General features: G+C 33.1%; 26 protein-coding genes. 7 read left to right on the top strand and 19 right to left on the bottom strand.

Going from position 1 to position 25,009, the window contains the following annotated elements:
• Positions 1 to 40: 40 nt before the first annotated feature.
• The 3 genes from lipB to AAGD42_RS04045 form a co-directional block, all read right to left on the bottom strand.
• Entirely contained in the window at positions 41 to 670 is a 630-nt protein-coding gene (gene lipB, locus AAGD42_RS04055) for a lipoyl(octanoyl) transferase LipB (RefSeq protein WP_341753337.1), read from the bottom strand.
• Positions 671 to 820: 150 nt separating this feature from the next.
• The gene (gene hemC, locus AAGD42_RS04050) at positions 821 to 1,735 is read right to left on the bottom strand and encodes a hydroxymethylbilane synthase (RefSeq protein WP_341753336.1); all 915 of its coding nucleotides are present in this window, start codon (positions 1,733 to 1,735) and stop codon (positions 821 to 823) included.
• A gap of 13 nt (positions 1,736 to 1,748) precedes the next feature.
• Positions 1,749 to 4,235, bottom strand: a complete 2,487-nt coding sequence (locus AAGD42_RS04045; protein ID WP_341753335.1) for a valine--tRNA ligase — start codon at positions 4,233 to 4,235, stop codon at positions 1,749 to 1,751.
• 45 nt (positions 4,236 to 4,280) lie between these two features.
• Between AAGD42_RS04045 and ubiA the strand changes: the two genes are divergently transcribed.
• Positions 4,281 to 5,138: a 4-hydroxybenzoate octaprenyltransferase gene (gene ubiA, locus AAGD42_RS04040; protein ID WP_341753389.1), complete on the top strand. Its 858-nt coding sequence runs from the start codon at positions 4,281 to 4,283 to the stop codon at positions 5,136 to 5,138.
• A 172-nt stretch (positions 5,139 to 5,310) separates the two neighbouring features.
• On the opposite strand, the gene fabG is transcribed toward ubiA, so the two are convergent.
• From fabG to hslV, 5 genes are all read right to left on the bottom strand, one after another.
• A complete protein-coding gene (gene fabG / locus AAGD42_RS04035) occupies positions 5,311 to 6,036 on the bottom strand; it encodes a 3-oxoacyl-ACP reductase FabG (RefSeq protein WP_094648950.1) in 726 nt (241 codons plus the stop codon).
• Positions 6,037 to 6,141: 105 nt separating this feature from the next.
• The gene (recA, locus tag AAGD42_RS04030; protein ID WP_341753334.1) at positions 6,142 to 7,182 is read right to left on the bottom strand and encodes a recombinase RecA; all 1,041 of its coding nucleotides are present in this window, start codon (positions 7,180 to 7,182) and stop codon (positions 6,142 to 6,144) included.
• A 265-nt stretch (positions 7,183 to 7,447) separates the two neighbouring features.
• A complete protein-coding gene (locus AAGD42_RS04025; protein ID WP_341753333.1) occupies positions 7,448 to 8,968 on the bottom strand; it encodes a YifB family Mg chelatase-like AAA ATPase in 1,521 nt (506 codons plus the stop codon).
• Complete coding sequence (hslU, locus tag AAGD42_RS04020) at positions 8,969 to 10,279, bottom strand: ATP-dependent protease ATPase subunit HslU (RefSeq protein WP_341751030.1); 1,311 nt, start codon at positions 10,277 to 10,279, stop codon at positions 8,969 to 8,971.
• A gap of 107 nt (positions 10,280 to 10,386) precedes the next feature.
• Positions 10,387 to 10,932 carry an ATP-dependent protease subunit HslV gene (gene hslV, locus AAGD42_RS04015; protein WP_341750858.1) on the bottom strand — a complete coding sequence of 182 codons (546 nt, stop codon included), beginning with the start codon at positions 10,930 to 10,932 and terminating at the stop codon, positions 10,387 to 10,389.
• A 90-nt stretch (positions 10,933 to 11,022) separates the two neighbouring features.
• Between hslV and AAGD42_RS04010 the strand changes: the two genes are divergently transcribed.
• On the top strand, positions 11,023 to 11,373 hold the full coding sequence (locus tag AAGD42_RS04010; RefSeq protein WP_341753332.1) for a DUF2628 domain-containing protein: 351 nt from the start codon (positions 11,023 to 11,025) through the stop codon (positions 11,371 to 11,373).
• Positions 11,374 to 11,395: 22 nt separating this feature from the next.
• Positions 11,396 to 11,746, top strand: coding sequence for an HIT domain-containing protein (locus AAGD42_RS04005; protein ID WP_341753331.1), 351 nt, complete (start codon positions 11,396 to 11,398; stop codon positions 11,744 to 11,746).
• 128 nt (positions 11,747 to 11,874) lie between these two features.
• Here AAGD42_RS04005 and lpdA read toward each other — a convergent pair whose 3' ends face one another.
• The 9 genes from lpdA to ybeY all read right to left on the bottom strand — a co-directional run bounded on the left by lpdA (position 11,875) and on the right by ybeY (position 17,871).
• Positions 11,875 to 13,272 carry a dihydrolipoyl dehydrogenase gene (gene lpdA, locus AAGD42_RS04000; RefSeq protein WP_341753330.1) on the bottom strand — a complete coding sequence of 466 codons (1,398 nt, stop codon included), beginning with the start codon at positions 13,270 to 13,272 and terminating at the stop codon, positions 11,875 to 11,877.
• A 76-nt stretch (positions 13,273 to 13,348) separates the two neighbouring features.
• The gene (locus AAGD42_RS03995) at positions 13,349 to 13,534 is read right to left on the bottom strand and encodes a hypothetical protein (RefSeq protein WP_341753329.1); all 186 of its coding nucleotides are present in this window, start codon (positions 13,532 to 13,534) and stop codon (positions 13,349 to 13,351) included.
• A 149-nt stretch (positions 13,535 to 13,683) separates the two neighbouring features.
• On the bottom strand, positions 13,684 to 14,043 hold the full coding sequence (locus AAGD42_RS03990) for a GNAT family N-acetyltransferase (RefSeq protein WP_341753328.1): 360 nt from the start codon (positions 14,041 to 14,043) through the stop codon (positions 13,684 to 13,686).
• 101 nt (positions 14,044 to 14,144) lie between these two features.
• Positions 14,145 to 14,441 (bottom strand): hypothetical protein, encoded by a 297-nt coding sequence (locus tag AAGD42_RS03985; protein WP_250311347.1) that lies wholly within the window; start codon positions 14,439 to 14,441, stop codon positions 14,145 to 14,147.
• Entirely contained in the window at positions 14,431 to 14,733 is a 303-nt protein-coding gene (locus tag AAGD42_RS03980) for a BrnT family toxin (protein WP_341753327.1), read from the bottom strand. Before AAGD42_RS03980 ends, AAGD42_RS03985 begins: the two co-directional genes overlap by 11 nt.
• A 69-nt stretch (positions 14,734 to 14,802) precedes the next feature.
• Entirely contained in the window at positions 14,803 to 15,369 is a 567-nt protein-coding gene (locus AAGD42_RS03975; protein WP_341753388.1) for an ATP-binding cassette domain-containing protein, read from the bottom strand.
• Positions 15,348 to 16,451 carry an ABC-F family ATP-binding cassette domain-containing protein gene (locus AAGD42_RS03970; RefSeq protein ID WP_341753326.1) on the bottom strand — a complete coding sequence of 368 codons (1,104 nt, stop codon included), beginning with the start codon at positions 16,449 to 16,451 and terminating at the stop codon, positions 15,348 to 15,350. The genes AAGD42_RS03975 and AAGD42_RS03970 overlap by 22 nt, the downstream gene beginning before the upstream one ends.
• Entirely contained in the window at positions 16,448 to 17,368 is a 921-nt protein-coding gene (locus AAGD42_RS03965; RefSeq protein WP_341753325.1) for a hemolysin family protein, read from the bottom strand. Before AAGD42_RS03965 ends, AAGD42_RS03970 begins: the two co-directional genes overlap by 4 nt.
• 5 nt (positions 17,369 to 17,373) lie before the next feature.
• A complete protein-coding gene (gene ybeY, locus AAGD42_RS03960; protein ID WP_341753324.1) occupies positions 17,374 to 17,871 on the bottom strand; it encodes an rRNA maturation RNase YbeY in 498 nt (165 codons plus the stop codon).
• Positions 17,872 to 18,165: 294 nt separating this feature from the next.
• Between ybeY and AAGD42_RS03955 the strand changes: the two genes are divergently transcribed.
• Both AAGD42_RS03955 and dusB read left to right on the top strand, forming a co-directional pair.
• Positions 18,166 to 18,540 carry a hypothetical protein gene (locus tag AAGD42_RS03955; protein ID WP_341753323.1) on the top strand — a complete coding sequence of 125 codons (375 nt, stop codon included), beginning with the start codon at positions 18,166 to 18,168 and terminating at the stop codon, positions 18,538 to 18,540.
• A gap of 245 nt (positions 18,541 to 18,785) precedes the next feature.
• Positions 18,786 to 19,757 (top strand): tRNA dihydrouridine synthase DusB, encoded by a 972-nt coding sequence (dusB, locus tag AAGD42_RS03950; RefSeq protein ID WP_341753322.1) that lies wholly within the window; start codon positions 18,786 to 18,788, stop codon positions 19,755 to 19,757.
• A gap of 19 nt (positions 19,758 to 19,776) precedes the next feature.
• Here the strand turns inward: dusB and AAGD42_RS03945 are convergent, their stop codons facing one another.
• Positions 19,777 to 21,594 carry a Ulp1 family isopeptidase gene (locus AAGD42_RS03945; RefSeq protein WP_341753321.1) on the bottom strand — a complete coding sequence of 606 codons (1,818 nt, stop codon included), beginning with the start codon at positions 21,592 to 21,594 and terminating at the stop codon, positions 19,777 to 19,779.
• A gap of 216 nt (positions 21,595 to 21,810) precedes the next feature.
• On the opposite strand from AAGD42_RS03945, the gene iscX reads away from it, so the two are divergent.
• The gene (gene iscX, locus AAGD42_RS03940) at positions 21,811 to 22,020 is read left to right on the top strand and encodes a Fe-S cluster assembly protein IscX (RefSeq protein WP_341750846.1); all 210 of its coding nucleotides are present in this window, start codon (positions 21,811 to 21,813) and stop codon (positions 22,018 to 22,020) included.
• Positions 22,021 to 22,129: 109 nt separating this feature from the next.
• On the opposite strand, the gene AAGD42_RS07145 is transcribed toward iscX, so the two are convergent.
• Positions 22,130 to 22,426 (bottom strand): transposase, encoded by a 297-nt coding sequence (locus tag AAGD42_RS07145; RefSeq protein WP_410521051.1) that lies wholly within the window; start codon positions 22,424 to 22,426, stop codon positions 22,130 to 22,132.
• A gap of 416 nt (positions 22,427 to 22,842) precedes the next feature.
• Here AAGD42_RS07145 and AAGD42_RS03935 point away from each other — a divergent pair, with 416 nt between their 5' ends.
• Positions 22,843 to 24,990 (top strand): LPS-assembly protein LptD, encoded by a 2,148-nt coding sequence (locus tag AAGD42_RS03935; RefSeq protein WP_341753320.1) that lies wholly within the window; start codon positions 22,843 to 22,845, stop codon positions 24,988 to 24,990.
• Positions 24,991 to 25,009: the final 19 nt, after the last annotated feature.

Raw genomic sequence — 25,009 nt, 5'->3', positions numbered from 1 at the left:
TCTCCTCGCAATGACGATGTATGGATAAATCTTAATCGGGTTAGCCATAAAAAATCTCAAAAAATTTATCCTTAATAACTTCATCAAATTGCTTTAACGTTATATCAACACCAAGTTTCTTTAACGAGGTTACCGGCACATCCCTTAACCCACAAGCAATAATTCCGGAGAACATATCAAGATTTGTTGAAATATTTACAGCAATACCATGATATGCAATCCATTTTCTAACCCTAACGCCTATTGAGGCAATCTTTGCCGGTACACCGTTTTCTTTTACCCATATTCCTACCATACCATTAATAGTAAAAGCTTTGATCCCAAAATATAACAGGCTATTTATAATCCATTCCTCCAATAATTTAATATATAGCTTTAAATCTTTTTGCCCCCATTCTGATGCTAAATCAACAATAGGATATATAACTCTTTGTCCGCTACCATGGTAGGTAAATTTTCCTCCCCTATTAGTATAAATTACTGGTATATCTCCAGGGTCTAGCAATTCATTTGCCTTAAAACTAGTACCTGCGGTATAGATATCCTTATACTCAACTAAATAAACAACCTCTTTCGAGGATTTATTGATTAAACTGGCAACCTTATCTTCCATTAATTTTACCGTATCTTCATATTCTGAAAGACCTGATAAGGTAACAAATTGCACCATAATTAGTAAGATATTTTATATTTAAGGAATATTATAATACACAAATAGGCTACCACTAAGAACTAAAATAGATAAAATGAAATAATAATGCAGAAGTAGAGTTGTGCAAGAGGTCTATTCAATTCTTAAGAGCAAAACAGTGTCTTAGACTCAAGATATCATAGTTTTGGCAGCTTTTATGCCAGAATTTTTAGCATCTTTTGAATCGGAAGTTTCGCTATGAAAAACTATTTTACTGCCATCAAAATTGGCAAGCATAAACTCTGTATGAATAACCTTATCACGTATACTCAAATCATTTGAGTATACATATGTTGAATAAGCAGCTATAGGGGTTTTACAATCTGCATCTAAATATTCTAAAAATGCTCTTCCCGCCTTCATTAGTTCCCATGTTTCAAGATGGTTAATTTTATTACATATCTCCTGCATTTTGTTATCATTTTTTCTTATCTCTACCGCTATAACTCCCTGCCCTACAGATGGCAACATCTCTTTTATATCTATTAAGTGGCAATATTTTTCATCAAATAGCCCCAATCTTTTCAAACCACTATAAGCGAGAATGGTCGCATCAACATCACCTTGCATTAATTTTTTTATTCTTGAATCAACATTTCCTCTAAAAGTAACAATTTGTAAATCAGGTCTTTTTCTTTGTATTAGGATTTTTCTACGTACTGAGGATGTACCAACTATGCTGGCAAAAGGCAATTCTTCTATTGATTTATAGTTCAAGCAGACAAATACATCTCGTGCATCTTCTCTCTCAAGTACAGCACATATCATCAATTCTGACGGTAATTTACAAGGTACATCTTTAAAGGAATGTACAGCTAAATCAATTTCTTCATTTATAAGAACAGCTTCTATTTCTTTTAAGAATAAAGCCTTCCCACCTACATCATACAAATTTTTATCCTTAATCAAATCGCCAGATGTAACTATTGGGACTATTTCATAATTTATCTGTGGATAATGAATTTTAATTTGGTCAATTACTAAACCTGTCTGAATCAAAGCCAGAGTACTTCTTCTTGTACCTATTTTTATTACCTTCTTCATCGATGATTTATTGTCAGTATATTATATTAACTACAACTTCATCATTCTTTAAAACTTGATTTGTTGATGAAAATTCCTCAACAAATTCTATTTTATGAGAAGATGTAACATTTTTAAGGTCTATCGTTAAGTCATTAGGAAGTTTTTCTCCTATAATTTCTAGTACCTTAATATCAGCTTTAACTGACAAATTCTTTTCTGCTTTAGCTTTTCTAACCAAATCTAGTACTTTAATAAGCCTATCAGGCTGAATTTGATCTACCGGGAAAGAGAAATTTTTGATTTGAGACCAATTACCTCGACTATGGATAGATTTTGTACTATATAATATTTGCCAGATTTCTTCTGTTATATGCGGTAAGAAAGGAGCTAATAATTTGAGTAAAATTTTTATCGAATAATATAAAGTGATTATAGCACTATACTGCCCTCTATTGTCTGAGCTATCCATGTTATAAGCTCGGGTCTTAGTGATTTCAAGATAATTATCACAAAATACTGACCAAAAAAACTTTTCTATTAACTCCATAGCATCGGTATATTCATAATTGTGCATATCTGATTCAACTTTATCTACTAACTCAACTAGTTCTACTATTAACCATTGGTCAAACTTGTGACAAATTTTGCTTTCTATATCAGGAATTTGGACATTTTTATCTAATGTATCTAATTTGTCAAAATGAATAGCCGCAAATTTGCAAGCATTCCATAATTTATTAACAAGTCTCTTCCCATTTTTCATTACCTCTTCAGAGTAAACAGTATCCGCTCCAAGCCTAGATTTAGAAGTCCAATAACGCATTACATCAGCCCCATATTGCTCAAGTAATTTTTGTGGTACAATAATATTCCCTTTAGATTTTGACATTTTGCTACGATCGAATGCAAGGCACCACCCACTAATCATAATGTTTTTCCAAGGTAGGGTATTTTCATGCAATTGGGCTTTAAGTATTGTGTAAAAAGCCCATGTTCTAATAATTTCATGAGCTTGCGGACGCAAATCATCTGGAAATAATTTGTGGTGACGCTCAGCATCTACGTTAAACTTTTCAGATATACCGTGACTACTTAATTGCGGTGAGATTGCACTAGTAGCCCAAGTATCCATAACATCATAATCTGGCTCTACCTCTTCTCGCGAATAGCCAATTGGTAAATCTTTGGTTGGGTCTACTGGCAGTTGTGTTATATCTGGAAATATAGCTTTGCCTACTTCTCCAACTCGTTTAGAATACCAAACAGGGAATGGCACGCCAAAATAGCGTTGACGACTTATACACCAATCCCATGATAGACCATTTATCCAGTTCTCAAGCCTAATTTTCATATTTTGGGGGTGCCAGTTAATTTCATTCGCTCGTTGCATTAAAATATCTTTATGTTTTATCGTGTGAACAAACCATTGCGGTATGGTAAGTATCTCTAGTGGAGCCCCTGACCGTTCAGCACATTTTACTGTTTGAGTAATTTCTACTTGTTTAACTAATAAATTTTTCTCTTTTAAGATTTCTATAATTTTACTTCTAGCATCTTTTATTTTTAAGCCATTTATCTGATTATAAGAAGATGAATTTGATAATTCGTCTGATAAATCTATGATACCTTTTTTATCTATAATAATTTTTATAGGTAAATTATGAACTCTCCACCAAGTTATGTCGGTTACGTCACCAAAAGTACAGCACATAACAAGCCCGGTTCCTTTATCTATTTGAACTAAATCATCTGCTAAAATAGGTACTTTAACATCAAATAGCGGTGTTATGGCAAATTGACCTTGCAAATGTTTGTATCTATCATCATTTGGGTTATAAAATACCGCAACGCAAGCTGGTAACAATTCTGGTCTAGTAGTAGCAATAATAATCCTCTCACCCTTACTGGTCTGGAAAATTATATCATTCATCATTGAAGTTTTTTCTTGGTCTTCGATATCAGCTTGTGCTAAAGCCGTTTGATCAACTGTATCCCACAATATTGGTTGATTATTGCGGTAAACTTCCCCTTTATTGACTAAGTCTAAAAATGACATTTGTGATATTTTTTGTGATAATGGATTAATTGTCTGATATTCCAAATTCCAATCAACCGATAAAGCCATTTGATTAAATAATGAGCGAAATTTTTCTTCTTCAGAAATAACAACTTCTTTACATATTTCAATAAATTGCTCTCTTGCCATATTTGTTGCTTTTATCTGCCTTTGTTTTTCAACTAAACGTTCGGTAGGTAAACCATTATCATCAAAACCGATTGGATAAAAAATATTTTTACCTAACATCCGTTTGAAACGAACTATAAAATCAGCCTGGGTATAACTATAAACATGTCCTATATGCAGTTGCCCTGAGACTGTTGGTGGTGGAGTATCTACTACAAAACTATTTTCCCTTGTTTCATTTTTATCCCAAAGATAAATTTTTTGTTCTTGCCAAAATTTTTGCCATTTTCTTTCGCTTTCACTAAAGCTATAATCTTTTGGAAATTCTGTCATAATAAGACTATTATAATTAAATTAAACCAAGATATATCATAATTAATAGTAATGCCAAATAAAATTTTCCTAAGTTTCAGTTTAATGAGGTTGCAAAATCCTACTGGCTATCTGTTAGTATTCTTCTCAGCATGCTTTGGGGTACTTCTTACCAATATTACAATATATAATTTAGTAAAATTATTACTATTATTCTTTATCGGAAGTGTCGTTACCAGAGGAGCTGGTAGCGTTCTTAACGATATTTTTGACAAAGATTTTGATAAATATGTGTTACGAACAAAAAATAGACCTTTGGCTAATGGCTCATTGAAAGTAAGTGACGCGATGATTTTGTTAATTATATTATCAATTATTTCCTTAGCCATTTTATTATCATTAAATAAAACAGCCATTTACTTAGGGTTTTTCTCCTGCATCATGATCATTTTATATCCACTAATGAAGAGAATTACTTTTTTCCCACAAATATTTCTAGGGCTAACATTTAATGGAGTCTTGATTGGTAATAGTGCAGTAATTGATAAAATATCACTAGAAGCTGTTATTATGTATATTGCCTGCTGTTTTTGGACTATTGGTTATGACATTATTTATGGCTTTATGGACATAGAGTACGATAAAAAGATTAATCTCAAATCAATGGCATTATTTTTAGAAAAGAAAAACTATAAACTGCATCTATATGTTTATTATACCATTTTCATAATATTATTCATAATTGCTAAAATTATAGCAGCTCATCACCTTAACTATATAGCTATCCTTTGTGCTTATATGATGCTGATTTGGCAGGTAATAACATTAGAAATTTCAGACCCACAAAACTGTCTTACTAGATTTAAAAATAACAATTATGTCGGTTTGATTTTGCTCTTAGGTTCGTTAGACTTAACTATGTGAGTGTTCACGGTTTTTTCTTATGATGAATAAAAAATCTGATCGCCAAGCGTCATTGCGAGACCACGTAGTGGTCGTGGCAATCTATTATTCTTGGATTGCTTCGTCATCTTACGCCTCCTCGCTAATAGACAGCACGATGGATGCTTATTTGGCACTAATTCAGGTTAATTGACTATACCAGCACCAATCCACCATTAACATGGATAGTTTGACCAGTGATATAAGAAGCTTTGTCACTTGCTAAAAAAGCTACTACATTTGCAACATCTTCGGGGTTTCCCAAAGTTTTCAGAGGAATTTTTTGCATTATAGCTTCTTTTTGAGTTTCATTTAATTTATCGGTCATATTTGATTTAATAAAACCAGGAGCAACTGCATTAACTGTGATCCCTCTACTTGCCACCTCAAGGGCTAGAGACTTTGTCATACCTATCATCCCAGCTTTAGAAGCACAATAATTTGCTTGCCCCGGATTACCAGAAACTGCCACCACAGATGCTATATTAATTATTCTACCATAACGAGTTTTCATCATTTTTTTTATCGCTTCACGATTTAGAATAAAACTAGCTTTTAAGTTTATATTTATAACTTGCTCAAATATCTCATCGGACATTCTTATTGCTAGCATATCGTTGGTGATTCCAGCATTACAAACTAAAATATCTATTTGTTCAAGATTAGCTACCAAGTTATTACATTCCTCACTATTGGCTAAATTGCATGGTGCTATCGTATAATTATTTTTTAAATTATTACCCAATTCTTGTAGTTTTTCTTGGTTACTACCACTAATTATTACATGGCTACCAAGAGAGTGCAATAGCTTGGCAATGCTACCACCAATTGCTCCAGATGCTCCAGTAATTAGAGATTTTTTATCAGTCAAGTTTATCATTTTAGCTCCAATTTGTAGTTATTTTTTGTCATTCCAGCGTAGGCTGGAATAGGTATGACATCTAACTTTCTTGCTATTCCATCCCACTAGGATATTAAATATTTGTTATTCATCCTCTTCCATAATTACCGTTTCACTATCAAAAGTAATATTAGTATTATTAGAAGATTTTTGACGAATTAGCTGTTCTATTTCATAGCAGATAGCAGGGTGTTCTTTTAGGTAATGTTTAACATTTTCTCTACCTTGTCCTATACGAATATCTTTATAGGAAAACCAAGAACCAGACTTTTCTACTATTTCCAATTTAACGCCAAGGTCTATTATCTCGCTTTCTTTAGAAATACCACTACCATACATTATATCAAATTCTGCAGTTTTGAATGGTGGTGAGACTTTGTTCTTAACAACCTTGACCTTAGTTTGACTACCTACTACTTCATCTTTATCCTTGATTGATGAGATTCTTCTGATATCTAGCCTTACTGAGGCATAAAATTTTAAAGCATTTCCACCTGTGGTAGTTTCTGGACTGCCAAACATGACGCCTATTTTCATTCTAATTTGATTAATGAAAATAATTACACAATTAGTTCTGGAAATTGATGCGGTGAGTTTCCTAAGTGCTTGGCTCATTAATCTAGCTTGTAATCCCATATGGGAGTCACCCATTTCTCCTTCAATCTCTGCTTTAGGTACAAGAGCAGCAACACTATCTATAATGACCATATCAACAGCCCCAGAGCGTACTAGAGTATCGGTTATTTCAAGTGCCTGTTCTCCAGTATCTGGTTGAGAAATAATAAGCTCGTCAATATTTACTCCCAATTTTTTGGCATATGCTGGGTCTAAAGCATGTTCTGCGTCAATAAAAGCACAAGTGCCACCTTTCTTCTGTGCTTCAGCAATTACATGTAAAGTTAAGGTAGTCTTTCCCGAACTCTCTGGTCCAAAAATTTCAATAATTCTTCCCTTAGGTAAACCGCCTATACCAAGTGCTATGTCAAGTCCTAGCGATCCTGTTGGTATTGCCTCAACGTCTACAGCCCGGCGTTGACCTAGTTTCATAACCGAACCTTTGCCGTAACTTTTTTCAATTTGGCTAAGTGCAGCAAGTAGTGCTCTTTCTTTGTCTATAACATTCATTTTTAGAATCTGCTAAATAAAATCTGGTTAAATTTATAAAGTAACATACGAGAGAAATCCAGTAAAATAATATCACGGCGATTTACAAACCACAACTAAAAATAGAAATATATTCATTCCTTATTCCTTGATATTTTCTTCTTATAGCTAACCCTTGCTGTCATTGCGAGGAGACCATAAGGTCGACGAAGCAATTTCTGGTCACTTTTTTGGATTGCTTCGTCGACCTACGGTCTTCCTCGCAATGACCGTTGCATTCCCCTTCTTATGGATTATTATCCATTTTTCTATAATTTAGTGCTTCGGCAATATGTATCTTATAGACGTTGCGAGAACCTTCTAGATCGACTATAGTTCTTGCAACTCGTAAGATTCTATTATATGCCCGCATTGATATACGAAATTTTGTAGCGGCTTCGTTAAGCAAATCTTTTCCATCATCAACTGGTAGTGCATATTCAATAAGCAGTTGCCCATCCAAACGGTTATTTGTTTTGATATTATATCCTTCATATCTAGTTTGTTGAATATTGCGAGCTATTTCAACCCTATTGGCTATTTGTTCAGACCCTTCTTCTGTATCGCCTTCTATTAAACTATAATTATATGAGTCAATAGAGCCTACATTTATATGTAGATCAAATCGATCCATGATTGGACCGGAAATACGCATCTGATAATCACTACCACATTTTGGAGCTCTTGAACATGCTTTATGCGGATCGCTTAAATAACCGCATTTACAAGGATTCATTGCGGCTATTAGCTGAAAGTTAGCTGGATATTTAATATGCGAATTTGATCTAGCAATTAGTATTTCTCCAGTTTCAATTGGTTGCCTTAGAGATTCGATAACATTAGGTGGAAACTCTGGTAATTCGTCTAAAAATAATACCCCATTATGGGCTAATGAAATCTCACCTGGCTTTACTCTTTTACCCACGCCACCACCGACCATCGCTGCTATCGAGCAGGAATGGTGAGGAGCACGAAAGGGTCTAACCCTTGATAGTTTGCCATTTGCTAACTTGCCTGCAACGCTTGCTATAGTACTGCACTCTAATATTTCTTCGGGTCGCATTTTGGGTAATATGCCAGGTATACATTGTGCCAACATCGATTTCCCAGTACCAGGTGGACCAAACATTAATAGATTATGGCTACCTGAAGCTGCTATTTCTAAAGCTCGCTTGGCTGTTTTCTGCCCTTTGATCTCTTTAAAGTCAGGGTAATTTATGATGCTAGTGTCAATTTCCAATTCTGGTGATGATAATATTTGCAGACCTTTAAAATGATTAACTAACTCTATTAAATTACTTGCTACCAAAATATTATTATTGCCAGACCAGGCAGCTTCCTGACCATTCTGTTTTGAACAAATTAGCCCTTTATTTCTAGCTGCAGCACCAATAGCAGCAGGCAAAGCTCCACTGACAGGTAATATAGAACCATCTAGAGATAATTCCCCTATTACTAGATATTCTTGCATTTCCTCAGCTGGTAAAATTTTCATACTGCTAAGTATGGCACAAGCAATAGCAAGGTCAAAATGACTACCCTCTTTAACCAAATCAGCTGGAGCTAAATTTATAAGTATTTTCTTGGCAGGTAGGGCAAGACCTATCGAAGACAAGGCTGCTCTAACCCTCTCTTTAGATTCACCAATGGTTTTATCAGCCAATCCTACTATAGTAAAATTAGGTATACCTGGCGATATCTGTACTTGCACATCGACATCAATAATGTCTATACCACTAAAGGTTAAACTACCAAGATGAACTATCATTTACAAAATAAATTTTACTAAATCCAGATCTTTAATAATTTTTGATAATTGCTGGTCAACAAAATGCTCATCCATAACTACCTTTTTTTCTTTCATGTCACTTGCATTGAAACTTATCTCCTCTAATAAATTTTCTAAAATAGTATGCAATCTCCTTGCTCCAATATCTTCAATTTCTAAATTAACTTTTGCTGCATAAGTAGCAATTTTATCTATTGCCTTATCGGTAAATTTTAATTCTACCCCTTCGGTAGCGATTAAGGCTGAATATTGTTTTATTAAGCTTGATTCTGGTTCAATCAAGATTCTTACCATATCTTCTTTAGTAAGTGAGCTTAACTCTACTCTAATAGGTAGCCTTCCTTGCAACTCAGGCAATAAATCAGATGGTTTTGATAAATGGAAAGCACCTGATGCTATAAATAATATATGGGCAGTTTCTATAGGACCATATTTGGTATTAACTGTTGTACCCTCAATAATAGGTAGCAAATCTCTCTGTACCCCCTCTCTACTAATCTCTGAGCTTTTCCCCTCAGCTCTTGAGGTGATTTTATCAATTTCATCCAAAAATACTATACCATCACTTTGTACTAGCACTAATGCATCTTGAGTAATTTTTTCTTGATCAATCAATTTATCTGACTCTTCAGCCGAGATAGTTAACATAGCATCTTTAACCAGCATTTTCTTGTTTTTTGTTTTACTAGTACCGATAGCTTTGCTAATCATATCAGAGACGTTTAACACGCCCAGAGCAGCTCCTGGCATACCAGGAATCTCAAAATTACCACCAAATATGTTACCTGAATCTGTTATATTGATCTCAATTTCAGTATTGTCAAGCTCACCTTTTTCAAGCTTAAGACGGAATTTCTCTCTAGTTTCAACTGATGCCGACTTGCCAACTAAAGCATCCAAGATTCTTTCTACAGTTTTTAAAGTTGCATTAGCAATAACTTCTTTTTTAGCATTAGCTTTTTGGGTATTAACAGCTATTTCCACTAAATCTCGTATTATTGACTCAACGTCTCGTCCAACATATCCTACTTCAGTAAATTTGGTTGCTTCTATTTTAAGAAAAGGTGAGCCACTAAGTTTAGCAAGACGCCTAGCGATTTCAGTCTTACCTACACCAGTTGGACCAATCATTAAAATATTTTTTGGAACTATCTCTTGACGAAGTGGTTCGGCTATATTCCTACGCCTACAACGATTTCGTAAAGCGATCGCCACAGCTTTTTTAGCCTTATACTGTCCGACGATGAATCTATCAAGTTCAGCTACGATTTTAGAGGGAGTTAATCCCATATATTTAGCAGGAATTTCCACTGATTTAGGTGGAGTTCCCACAGGTTTAACCTGAGTTTTCACAGATTTAGCAGGAGTTCCCGCAGATTTTTTCTTAATACTAGTACTCATATAACTTTTTCTAAAATAATGTTATGATTAGAGAAAACACAGATGTCAGCTGCAATATGCATTGATTTTAAAGCAATCTCTTCGGCAGTTAGGTTATTATCAAAAGACATTAAACCCTTGCTACTTGCCAATGCATATAATCCACCAGAACCAATGGCAGCAACATCACCATCAGGTTCGATTACATCACCATTACCAGTTAAAATTAATATATTTTTTTGATCTGCAACAATCATCATTGCTTCAAGTTTACGTAAATATTTATCGCTACGCCAATCTTTGGCAAGTTCTACTGCACTTCTCACTAACTGGTATGAATATTTTTCTAGCTTTAATTCTAATTTTTCAAATAAAGTTAGAGCATCTGCCGTAGATCCAGCAAAGCCAGCAATAATACTCTTATTGAACATGGTTCTTAATTTTTTGGCTGTGGATTTTAAAATTGTATTACCATGGGAAACTTGACCATCAGCGGCAATTACAACCTCTCCACCTTTTCTTAAACACAGTATAGTAGTCCCGTGTAATGAGTTATCTGACATAAATAATCTTCTAAATATTGATGTTTAGTTGTTTTTTTATTATTATGGTGTTTAAGTAATCATTCAGTACCATAATTACAAGACTCTCTTATGAATATTTATTCAATATATGTTAATCCTCAAAAAAAAGATAATGATTTTATCATTATTAAGCAGGGTTTTTCGTTGTTTGCTGCATTTTTTAATATGTTTTGGGCACTATATCATAGAATGTGGATAGCACTAATCATTACTTTAATAATAAGTATAGCTATATCAAGTTTAGGTTTTGCTCATTTTACTTTTGCCAGTCGAATAGCCATTATGTTGATATTTGGTTTTTTCAGTGCTGATATGAGAGAATATGATTTGCAACGAAAGAAATACCAACTTGAAGAGGTAATATTAGCAAAATCTGAGATAGAAGCTGAATTAAAATTTTTAAAACACTTAAGTAGGTAATAAGAATTAGAGTATAATGAATATGTATGATAAAAACAATGTTTTTGCGAAAATTATTGGCAAGGATATACCAGCAGAGATAATATATGAAGATGAGAATCTAATAGCGTTTAACGATATAAATCCTGTAGCTCCGGTACATGTAATAGTTATACCAAAAAAGGAATATGTTGATTATAGTGATTTTATCCTTAAAGCTTCCAGCGATGAAATTAAAAATTATTTCACCAGACTATCTTACATTGCGTCTCTAGTGGGTTTAGAGCAAGATGGCTACCGTTTAATTACCAACAAAGGTGCTATATCCGGACAGAGTGTGTTTCATTTTCACTTCCATATTATTGGTGGAAGAACTATTTCTAAGTTGGTATAGGTTCTAGAAAATAGTGGATTGCCACGACCACTATGTAGTCTCGCAATGACGCTCTGCGAACAGATTTTTTACTCATTATAAGAAAATAGCAAAAAAATCCGTGAACACTCACGTCAATATAAAACTTCCTAAAAATTAATAGCCCTCCTATCTACAGCCAAAGCTGCTTCCTTTATGCCTTCGCTTAGAGTAGGATGAGCATGACAAGTTCTTGCTATATCTTCTGAAGAAGCACCAAATTCCATAAATGCTACAAGCTCTGCAATCATAGTACCAGCTGAAGGACCTATAATATGTGCTCCAAGTACTTTATCCGTTACGCTATCAGCTAATATTTTTACCATCCCATCGGTAAAACCTGTGCTTCTCGCTCGACTATTTGCCAAAAATGGAAATTTACCAACCTTGTAATCAATCTTAGCTTCTTTTAATTGCTCTTCAGTTAAACCAACACTTGCCACCTCTGGCCAAGTATAGATGACACTTGGAATAAGGTTGTAATTAACATGACCTGCTAAACCTGCCATAATTTCAACGGCAGCAACAGCTTCCTCTTCTGCTTTATGAGCGAGCATAGGTCCAGCAATTACATCACCGACAGCATAAATATTAGGAATTATTGTTTGGAACTGATCATTAACCGTAATTCTATTTTGTTTGTCCGTTTTAATGGCTAATTTATCTAGACCTAAATTTGTTGTATGGGCTTTCCTACCAACAGCTAATAGCACTATATCAGCACTAATTTGCTGCACTGAGGAGTCAGTTGTTTGTTGTATATTTAAAATAACTTTTCCTGCTTTTTTTTCAGCAGACAGGACTTTAGTGTTCAATCGCAATTCAATAGATTGCTTTTGTAAGATTTTAGTAAATTGACTGATAATTTCTTTATCTAAAGCTGGCACAATAGTTTCAGCATACTCAATAACCGTTACTTTAGAACCAAGCCTGTTCCATACCGAACCAAGCTCTAAACCGATATAACCCCCTCCAATTACTACCATAGTTTCCGGAACTTTAGCAAGACTCAAGGCTCCCGTTGATGACACTATATATTCCTCATCAACAGTAATATTGGGCATTTCAATAATATCAGAGCCAGTAGCAATTAGAATATTCTTAGCCGATATTTGTTCAACTGATGCACCATTAGTAATTTCTACAAGATTGGCTGAAATAAACTTGGCACTTCCCGTAAATTTAGTGATTTTATTTTTTATAAACAAACCTTCTATGCCTTTGCATAAGTCTGATACTACCTGACTTTTTTTAGTCATCATTTTCTGTAAATCAAGTTTGGCTGAGGTTATAATGCCAATATCGGCACAATGGTTCAATACTTCATGATATTTCTCAGAAAAATTTAGTAATACTTTGGAAGGAATACAGCCAACATTTAGGCAAGTACCACCAAGCGTCACCCTTTTCTCTATACAGGCAACCTTCATACCCAACTGGGCTGCTCTTATTGCTCCTGTATAACCAGCCGGACCACCACCAATCACTATTAAATCAAATTCTTGCATATATTTTCTCCATAATAATAGCATTATAGACTATAAATATACCAACACTAATAGTTTCTAAAAAAATAATTGCTTTTTAATTCTTCAAAATCATTAAATAATGTGGTACATCCTTAAAATAGCCTGTAGATGGAGCAAAACTATCAACTATTTTGAAACCAGCTTTTTTATAGGCACTAATTGCTTTATGGTTTGATTCACTAGGATCAATTATCCAAGTGCTAACTTGTTTTGTTGTATTTATAAATCTTGCTAAGGTCATTGAGCTTAAACCCAATCCTAGGCTCTGTGAACAAAATTTAAATTACTAGATTTCGACTCTTTTTAGCTGCAAATTATAAGATTTTTTTGAAATAGAACTAACTATTCCGGCAAAAATCTTATTAATTTTCGCTTTAAAATACTCAAAATCTAAACAATTAAAATTTTGTTCACAGAGCCTAGAAAATTTTCTTGTCCTATCATAAAATCTATAGTCCAAGTGATTTCCTTAGGTTTAACCCAAGGTAGTAGATGTTCTGGTGTAGAGTCGTTTGCATCTGATGTCATTATTAACGCATAGGGTTGTATATCATAAAAGCCTAGCCAATAATCAAAAATATCTTTCGTACCTTGCAAGTAATTCTGTAGGTTTTCCAATAGATCGCTACTATTGTCCCAATAATTTTTAATGTGTGGTTTATCAAGCCAAGATTTTATTAAATCTTCATCCCGTGATTGAGCTAGGCAAAAACTTATCTTAGCATCATTTAGTTCTGTATATTTACTCATATCAAACTATGTATTTATAGATTGCTTCGTCGGCTACGCCTTCTCGCTAATAGACGTCTTGTACTTTAACTCTTTTTCCGTGAACACTCACATTTGTTATTTCATTTAAAAAATAAATGTCCCGCTGAATATTTATGAAGAATACTTGCAATAAGTGTCTGATAAGGTAGCCCTTCATAAGCTGCCTTTTGCTTGATACGGTTTAAATCACTGCTAGAAATACGAATATTGATACGTATGTCTTTTTGTAAATAGTTGGTTGCAGCCTTTATAGCCTTTTCTTTTTCTTCCTTAATGGTTTCGATTGTACGCCATTCATTATTTTCAAAAGAGCTTAATAATAATTTTTCCTCTTCATCAAGCAGTATTTTTGAAGAATTATGGTTTTTATTTCTCATTGTTTTTCGTCTCCTTTAAATATTTTTTAGTAGCTTTACGGCTTGGAATAATTGTCTTAAGAAAAATTGTTCCATTATCTTCAACGACAAAAGGAACAAGATAAACATAAAAATTAAACTCAATGAGATACATTTTTTGGTTAGGGTATTTTTGAGAATTATGATGCTCAATTATATCTAGCAAACAATTATTTTCAATAGCTGCAATTATTTCTTCAAAACTTATATCTCTTTCCTGTATGAGCTTATAATTTTTTTCAGATGAAAAATTATAGTTATATTTTTTTGTCATTTGTATAATATTAATGACAATGTATGCCTTATGTCAATATATAATTTTGTGAACGCTCACGACTATAGACTACTTCCCCGCCTTATTTGCCAATACCCAATTACTATCTAAGTAATCATTGCTATATTTAGCTAAATATTCCTGATATTTACCTTTAAAATCAGTAATAGTTTGGTGGGATAGTGCAATAATCCTTGTGGCTATACTGCTAGCAAAATCTCTATCATGAGTTACCAATATTAGAGTACCTGGGTAGTTAATTAGTGAATTTTTTAGCATATGCTTAGATTCAATATCTAGGTGATTGGTGGGCTCGTCTAGCACCAATATATTACCTTCTTCCAAGATAATTTTGGCTAATAATAAACGAGCTCCTTCTCCACCGCTCAAATTTAAAATATTCTTAGTTACTTCATCTTTACGGAATAATAATTGACCTAATATACTACGCAACGTATTGTCATTCTCAGTAGGTATTTGGTTGGATAACCAATCAATAACGTTGATATTTTCATTGAGTAATTCATGATGATCCTGAGCAAAATAAGAAATCTGAGTTTCATATCCCCATTCATAACTTCCCAAATCTGAGAATATTTTACCAAGAAGGATTTTTAGTAAAGTAGATTTACCAATACCATTTGGACCAATAATAACAATTTTTCTCCTCTTGTTACAGTAAAACTTACATTATTTAATATTTTTTTATTCTCATAATTTTTAGAAATACCCTTAACTTGTAGCACTAATTTTCCAGATGGTCTTTTTTGCTTAAAATTAAAATACGGGCTAATACGTGAACTTTTTTGTATATCAGGTAATTCCATTTTCTCTATTTGCTTTTCTCGTGAGCTACTTTGCTTAGATCTGCTAGCGGAAGCCCGGAATTTATCGACAAAAACCTGCATAGTAGCAATTTTTTTCTCTATATTAGTAAGATACTTAAGCTTTTGATCAGCAATTAGCTGTTTATCGCGAATAAAAATATCATAATTACCAGTATAAGTTTTGATGGTACCGTAATCTATATCAAGAATATGGGTAGAAATATTATTAAGAAAAGCCAAATCGTGCGAAATAAATACTAAAGCACCTTTGAATTTTTGTTTTAGATAATTTTCTAGCCAATAAATCGATACTATATCAAGATGGTTGGTCGGCTCATCAAGTAATAATATATCAGGATTGTTGAATAAACTTTGGGCTAGTAATACTCTAAGTTTATAACCGCCGGACAAAACGGATAATGGTTGATGATGATATTTTTCTTGTATCCCTAAACCTAGAAGTAACTCAATGGCAAAAATTTCTGAGATATATCCATCATTATCAGCAATAATTTGTTCCAACTCACCTAGCCGATAACCACTTTCCTCATCACATTGTTCACCCTCTAGCTGATCATTTTCTAATATTTTTTCCTTTTCTTGCAAAGCCTGCCATAATTCGCTTCTACCAGCAATAACAGTATTAATAATTGAAGTATTTTCATAAATAAATTGATCTTGTTTCAAGCAACCAATACGAGCCTTCTTAACTATATTTACTTCACCAATGCTTGCTTCCTCTTCTTTAATTAGAACTTTAAAAAAAGTAGATTTACCAGCACCATTCGATCCAACAAGCCCATATCTATTACCATTTTTGATATGAACATTTACGTCGGTAAATAATATTTTTGCACCATAACTCATGGCTAAATTAGTTGCGATAATCATAAAGTATAATTAGGTAATAATGTGCCATTTTTTAATTTTAATTTAACCTGCTTAAGTGATCTCGGATCTGCCTCGATTACTTCAAGTTCAACCTGTTCCTCAATATCAATTTTAATACCAACCGAAGGCACATTACCTACTTTTGCTAAAACTAAGCCACCAATTGTATCGAATTCATCATTTTCTGTTTTTAACTTCACTCCAAGAGCCAATTCAAGATCTTCAACTTTCACCCGAGCATTTGATAAAATGGTATTACTATTGATAATTTTGAAATTATCATTATCCGACTTTTTATCATGCTCATCATCTATTCTACCAACTATCTCTTCCATAATATCTTCAATGGTGACAATACCATCAGTTCCACCATATTCGTCAACAACTATAGATATCTGCACACGATCTCTTCGCATTTTCGCTAATAAATCTATCAATTTCATTGAAGGAGCAGAAATGATAGGTTTACGAATTATTCCTTTCAACGACATATCTTGCTTAGTAACAAGTATCTTAAACAAATCTTTTATATGAATAAAACCAATTATATTATCCAACGTTTCATCATACACTAACGTTCTAGTATGAGGTATTTTGCTATTAAGTATTTTGCTTAACTCCTCCACGCTAGTGGTTAATTTTACTGCCTTAATGTCAGATCTAGGAATCATTACATCTTCTACAGTTTTATGACCAAATTTCAAAAGATTCGTGAAAATCTTTTTTTCTTCTAATGCCATTTTCTTGCTGTTAGATTTTAGCTTTTTAATAGTATAATAAAAATTATCCTCTATCTTTTCTCCAAAAAACAGACGAAAGAACCAAGATTTAAGAATATCAAATTTTGAAGGATTTGTAAGCATAGCCTTTTTAGAGTTAATAGAGGGAATATCTTCTTTTTTCACATAACCTAGCATAATTGTTAATATGGAGAAACAATAGCAAAATCTTTTAATATTTCTACTTCTAAATTTTCCATAATAGTTGCTTCTTCGTCATTTTGGTGATCGAAGCCAAGTAAATGCAAAACACTATGTACCAAAAGATGTATAAAATGATCTCTAAAGCTTTTATTTTGACTTATTGCTTCACTCTGAATTATTTCATACCCAAAAGCTATGTCTCCTAAATACATATAATCTAAGTTAGGAGTAAATTCAAGTAGATGCCGAAAGTCTAATTCTATATCAGGAAATGATAGCACATTTGTAGGTTTCCCCTTACCACAAAATTGGCTATTCAAATTTAACATTTCATTATTATCAGTTAGTAATATCGCTAGCTCAAACCTTGCAACTCCTTTAAAATTCTTATATCTACTTAGTATAGCACACGTAACCTTCTTCACTAATAGTTTATTGATAAATTTATGATTTTTCCAATCTTGATAAGTGCGAATAATTTCCACATTGATTTTCATAATATAATTTGTTGTTGAATATGGCTGAGCAAATATAACTTCTGCAGTTGATTTAAGTAGATTTAATTATATAGCTTTATAATAAATTTACACCAATTTTATTTAAATTTTTATTGCGAAACATAGCTGATCCATATTACGAGCTTTATGGATTGCCACGCTCACATACGTTCGCTCGCAATGACTCTTAGAGTTCAGCTTTTTTCATACAAAATCTTTAAAAACGTATAAGATATTGCGTAAAAAATTAAACTATATATAATGTCAAAATAATTTTTAAATAGGAGAAACATTATGACCGCCCCTAATATACCAAGAATATTGAAAATAGTAGAAAAAATAGAAGATTTAGAAGCAATAGAAGCAGTAAAAGAATTACAAGCTGTAGAAGCAGTAGAAGAATCACAAGCGGCAGAAGCAGTAGAAGAATTAGAAACAGCAGAAGAATTACAAGTGGTAGAAGCAACAGAACCTACTATAGTTGTTACCAATTCGACTTTTGGAGAATCATTAACTGCAAGGGCAGGAGGGCATACTATCACTCTTACAGGGCATGATTTCTATATCCCCTTTTTATCTCTTGCCCCTAATGGTCGCCTAGAATTTAACTATGATGGCGAGGATTATAGCATAGACGTTCTAGGAAATATGGATATTACTTTATTATGATAGCACCTAATTCAATAGGTTTTGCTATAAATAAATCTAAGCTATTGAAACATAGGCAACGAAGTAATTCAAAAAGTAACTAGAATTGCTTCGTTGTAGCAAAAATACTCCTAGCAATTACGAATATATATGGTCTGTAAATGCCATACGTAAGATGAGTCATTAAAATCAATAAACTTCATAATTTCTAGCAAAATTATTTCTTATTCAGCTATAATCCTGATTTAAGCAATTAAAATAAGTTGATGATAAAAATAGGCAATATTCAGCTACCTCATTCGGTGATATTAGCCCCAATGTCGGGGGTTACTGATTTACCATTTAGAAAATTAGTACGAAAATTTGGTGCAGGTCTGGTAATCTCTGAAATGGTTGCTAGTAGGGCAATGATTATTGAAACAAGGCAATCTTTGCAAAGATGTGCGATTATTCAAGATGATGCTACTGGTTCATGCGTACAGATTGCTGGATGTGAGCCCGATATAATAGCAGAATCAGCTAAAATGAATGAGGATATGGGAGCCAAGATTATTGATTTAAACTTTGGTTGTCCAGCTAAAAAAGTAGTTGGCGGCTATTCTGGTTCTGCTTTAATGCGAGATGAGAAATTAGCGGCAAAAATCTTAGAAACTACAGTAAAAGCGGTAAAAATCCCAGTAACTTTAAAAATGCGTACTGGCTGGGATGAACAAACTAAGAATGCCCCAAATTTGGCAAAAATAGCCTATGATGCTGGTATACAAATGATCACCATTCATGGTAGGACAAGATGCCAGTTTTATTCTGGTCAAGCAGATTGGGAGTTTATAAGACAGGTTAAGGATGCGGTAAAGATTCCCGTTATCGCTAATGGAGATATTACCTCATTATCTAAGGCTAAGGAATGCTTACAAAAATCGGGGGCTGATGGTATAATGGTTGGTCGAGGAGTATATGGTAGACCGTGGTTTATTTCTCAAATAGCCCATTATCTTGCGACAGGAGAAGAACTTCCATCTCCTTCAATGGCAGAGCAGCTAGAGGTGATATTAAGTCATTATGATGCCATGCTAGAGTATTACGGGAACGATACCGGCGTTCAGCTAGCGAGAAAGCATATAGGTTGGTATAGTAGTGGTTTAGCAAATTCAGCAGAATTTAGAGGTGGGGTTAACATAATGCTTGATCCCGTTAAGGTTAAAGACAAGATAGCTGAATTTTATGAAAAATGTTTTTAACCTTGTAACCCCTCATCTCTTAAGCAATACTATTCCCTCTAGAGCGATTATTGCTCCTAATAGCAGAAGATGTAACAGAACGAGGTAGAGATGTAGAGGAAGTTATGGTTTTTTTTATATCCTGAACTTTTTGCTTGATTTTTTCGATGTTCATTGTTTTTGCTTGCCCCTCACGTAATTTTGCTCCCATATCTTGAGATTGTTCAGTAGTAAGAATCTTCTCACCTTTTGCCATTTTAATTAAATTATCTACAATGAAAGGTCCACAATCTTTATCGTTTTGTTGTTGTTTAGTCTTTAAATCAACGATTTTAGCATTATCAGGACAAACTTCTTTAATCATATCTAGTAACTCCTGTCGTTGATCTATAGGCGTTCCCATAGGATCATTATAGGTAAATACTATCTTATTATCCCTATCCTTAGTGATTGCTAAACTAACCCAGTGTTCATGTCCCGTATTAATTGGCATAACAGCAGAGTCTTTTCCACTATTTACCGATGCGATAGCTTCAAACATAACATGTCGTAACATTTCATTTTTATACTGATCCGAAGCTAGTGATACAGCTAGTTGGATAGAAACATTTTCGTTTAATGAGGCTTTTAGTAAACTGGATATATCCAAATCATTATACCAATAATTCTCTTTTGTTAGATTATTTTCCTGAGAGTATTCTACCTTGTTTTGTTTTGTTGGTATCGGTATCGCTTTTCTCCCTTCATTTGCCATTTGTTTAAAAGCATTGACAACTCTCTTAAGGACATTTTCTGGTTTATGTTCATTTATATTCTCTTGCATATCAAGAATAGTTCCGCTATCAATGCCAGGAACATCTTCCCTTTGTCTAACTTCAGCAGTAATATCAGAACTTCTTCCCTGACCTTGACCTAATGGGATGCAACCATTAGTAAAATTTTCAATAGTGTATCCCTGTTGAGGCGGTACAGTATATTTAGCTTGCTTGGCAATATTCTGAAGCTTCTGCGGATCAGATAGGTCAAAATATATATCAATAGGATTTATTTCTGTTCTACCAATATCTTTTTGGAATTGTTGAGATAATTGTGATATATAATTTTCCAGTTTTTTAGCTCCACCAACTTTATCTTTTAAAATTTCTTCAACTTCTAACTTAATACCTAATTGTTGATCTTCGTTAATGATATCAAATTTGTTTGCAATAATATTAGCTACATCATCGATAGATGAAGGATTGCTGGCTATAATTACCCTAGTATTACCTAAGTCTTTTGCTGCTTTTACTACCTCAGTTAATCTCTCTTTATTAGGTAATCCCCCTGACAATAATATATTAGGAGGTCTGTTTAGAATCTCTGACTCTATTAAATTGCTAACTGGCATAGATTGGATGTGCGAAGTTTTTTCTTTTGCTACATGCTTTTCAGCCACAGCCCTAATTTGGTCATTAGCATTGGCAAAAAACACATGATTGACCCCGGTAAGAAGAGCTTGCCAACTAGATTGTAGATTTTGAGCTTGTGAGTTATAATTGCTAAAGGTTAAACAAACCTTGACCCCTAAGTTTTTTAAATTCGTTAAATCATCTTCATCAAATAACGGTTTTTCCATATTTGAATTAAATTGTATATTAAGTATAGGTGTTTTTCCTAGATTCTCAGCTTTATCAAATATTTCACTTACTATATTTTCCTTATCTAGTTTACCATCTTGCATGTGGGGTTTAAGCTCAATAGTTGATATTGCTGAGCTAATTTTAGACATATTGGTACTATGCTGAATTTCTTGGCTTTCATGGCTACCGCCAATATTAAATAACACTACATTATTTTCTCCTTCCTTTGCTAATGACATATGTACCTCTAATTAACTATAATATCCAATGGCTGTCAGTTTAAACTAAAAAACAAGCAAGGTCAATTCTTCAAAGCAAAACAGCATATTAGTTGTATAATAATCTCACCCCCTTTAATAATATACTATTATAAACATGCACTAATATATTATTTATTGGTAGAGTTGATTAAATGGTAATAGTAATTGGCTATAAAAATAATATAGGGGAAAATAATGCATTGGAATGATGTTGACGAAATTGCTATGAGCTTAGAAGAAAATTATCCGGATGAAGATATATCTGAATTAACACTAAAAGATCTTGAAGACTTAATAAAATCATTAAGTGATTTTGACGATCATGAAATTGAACCAAATAAAGAGGTGTTAAAAGAGATTCTTGAAGCTTGGAGAGAAATGAAAGATGGTCATTTTGAGGGTTAATAGTAAATTTTTTAAATTGTAAGATTAAATGGAGATTTATGGTAAAAATTGTACTAGTCCTGACTTAATCTGACAATAAGTAATAATCAGGCAGCTTGATAAGTACACATCAAGTCGTCTGATATTCTCTATACATAATTGATTTTACTAAATCTACATTTTTACTAAGTTGATTCCAGGCATAGCAAGCATTAGAAACGATATCTTCGTATACACCGTAACATTGATTAGATAGGAAGTGATTTTTGATCCACTGCCAAATTTGTTCCATCGCATTTAATTCCGGTGCATATGGCGGAAGCGGTACCAAGGTAATGTTACTTGGAATAATTAATTTTTTCGCTGCATGCCACCCGGCATTATCTGTTAATAATGCAACATGCCTACCAGAATAGTCAAAGAAAATTCATCTAAGAACTTATTTGCCTAAAGAAGCTCTATTTTTAGTTGGGAAAGCTTTTTACAATATAAAACAAACAATGGTAATAAAAATTTTGTTTTACCCGACTTCTTTATTGGTACTCACGCTAATATACCTGTATCCCACTACTCACTCGAGATACAGGACGCTATAGTTAATTCAGGAGAATTTGGTGCTAGGAACGATGGAGCGACGCCTATAAGTAATAGGCGAGCGACGAGTGACGACGTCACCAACTTCTCATCAATTGACTATATAAAACATATTTCCCTAAACTGCAACTTATAACTCCTTAAAGGCTTGTTGCTAAATACTATCATATATCAGACAATTATCTATAAATATATCAAATTTGATGTATACATGATATATATAGCATCTTACTTCAAAAATTATCCTAAATGCGAATTTTCTGCAATTTATTGATTATTAAAATTATTATTTTATTGCCGGTTTGTGCTTTGGCACAAGTTGAACAGCAAGGAATAAACAAACAGTTTAGCTTTTTGTCAACAGATTATATTGAATATAACCACAAGGAACAATTTATTTATGCTAAAGGTAATGTTCAAATTATATTGGATAGTTATTTTCTAACAGCTAATTCCTTGATTTACGATATAGAACAAGATACATTATGGGCTGAGGGGAATGTTAAAATTACAGATCAGCAAAATAGAGTTATTTTGGGAGAATTTGTCATATTAAAAGATAAGTTAAAGGCAGGAATAATTTCAGATTTTATTTTATATTTTGGTGATAATACTCTTTTAGCAGCAAAATTAGCGGAAAGAGTTAATAAAGATGTTTTTCGTTTGCATAATAGTACCTTTACCCCATGTAAAATACTATGCAACCAAAAACCTATTTGGCAAGTTTCTGCCAAAAATACTGAAATAGATCTTAATAAGAACATAATGGTTTATAAGCATCTATTTTTTGAGATATATGGTGTCCCAATCTTCTATACACCATATTTTTCTCATCCAACACCTAAGGCTCCTGCAAAATCAGGAATATTGATGCCTGAATGGCGGGATAACGCTTTGGGGATACCACTATATTATAGAGCTAAATCCAATCTAGATTTTACTCTAACTCCTAGGTTTTTTTGGAAAAAACATGATACTACATATACGATTTTTGAACTAGAAACTCGTTACAAACCAAATGAAAGTGATTATATATCTTTAGATGCTAACTATGGTAAAGTACCCTACTCTTTAAATGATGATGATATAACGATAAAAGACACTAAGGTAAACTCATATTATCTATTAAGCAATGGTAACTTCATCAAAAATGATTATCGATACGGATTTAGGCTGGAACGTACTTCTGATAAAGCCTACTTAAAAAACTATTATAATAATTATACTTCATATTTGACATCTAAGTTATATTTGGAACATGTCAATAATTACAATTACTCATTAGTGGAGGGGATGTATTTTGAAGGATTGGGAATAAATGATTCTAGTAGTACCAGTCCATTAATTTTCCCCAAGGTCAGAACCAAGAATGTTATACCTTTAAATGATGATGAAACTACTAACCTAGTCGTTGAAAATAATGCATTAATCTATAAAGAAAAAAGCGGAAGAGAACTAGGGCAAGTTGCATTACAACTGGCAGTGGATAATAATTTCTTAACTTCATCTGGTCATTTATTTAATGTTACCTTACGGAATAGAGCAGATGTCTATTTTATTAATCACCTATATTTAAATGATTATAGGACTAACAAGGTTCTCACTAGAAATATACCAGAAATTCAAAATACTTGGCGTTATCCATTAGCTGGATCAATCTTTGATAAAACTAATCTGTTTGTTGAACCAATTATATCGGCAACTATCGGACGTAAACATAATTCTAATAAGAAATTTTCTTTTATCGATCCATCAAAATATGAACTATCAGAAAATAATATATTCAGTTCGAATCGCTATAGTGGTATAGATTACCATGAATTTGGCAATAGATTAAGTTATGGCGTTAACTCTTCTATACTTTCAGAACAAAATTATTCAAGTGTGTTTCTAGGACAGACCTATAATACTAATCTTATTAATAGTAAATCTGTTGATAATATTGAAAATGTTGGAAGAATTTCCAGTAGTTTTTCTGATAAAATAGAATTGTTCTATAGATTTAGAAAAAGTAAGAATTTTAAGCCCATTAGAGATGAATTAGGTGGAAGCCTTAATTCTAAGACAATTCAGTTAACTGCTGGATTTGTTCAGATTTCAAATTTACGGAAATATTATTCTACAGATGAATTAATTGATAACAAAGTAAGACAACTTTACTATAATCTCACTTATCAATTAGCAGAAAATTGGTCAGTTGCCTATGATATGAGAATAGATTGGTCAAAAAACAAAATAAATATTCTTTCTAAGAGTATCCAGGTGACATACTTGAATGATTGTGTTAGAATAGCCGGAAAACTTTCAGACAATTATATGGGAGATAGTAGTCGGGGGATAAAAAAGACTTTTGCTGTTCCTACTATTTCTGTAGGTTTAAAAATATTAAATATGTGAGCCTAAAATATGAAGAAGT

Origin of the sequence: Candidatus Tisiphia endosymbiont of Dioctria linearis (assembly GCF_964026545.1) — a bacterium.
GTDB lineage: Bacteria > Pseudomonadota > Alphaproteobacteria > Rickettsiales > Rickettsiaceae > Tisiphia.
Note: the sequence above shows the minus strand (reverse complement) of the source record. Positions and strands in the feature narration are given on the sequence as shown.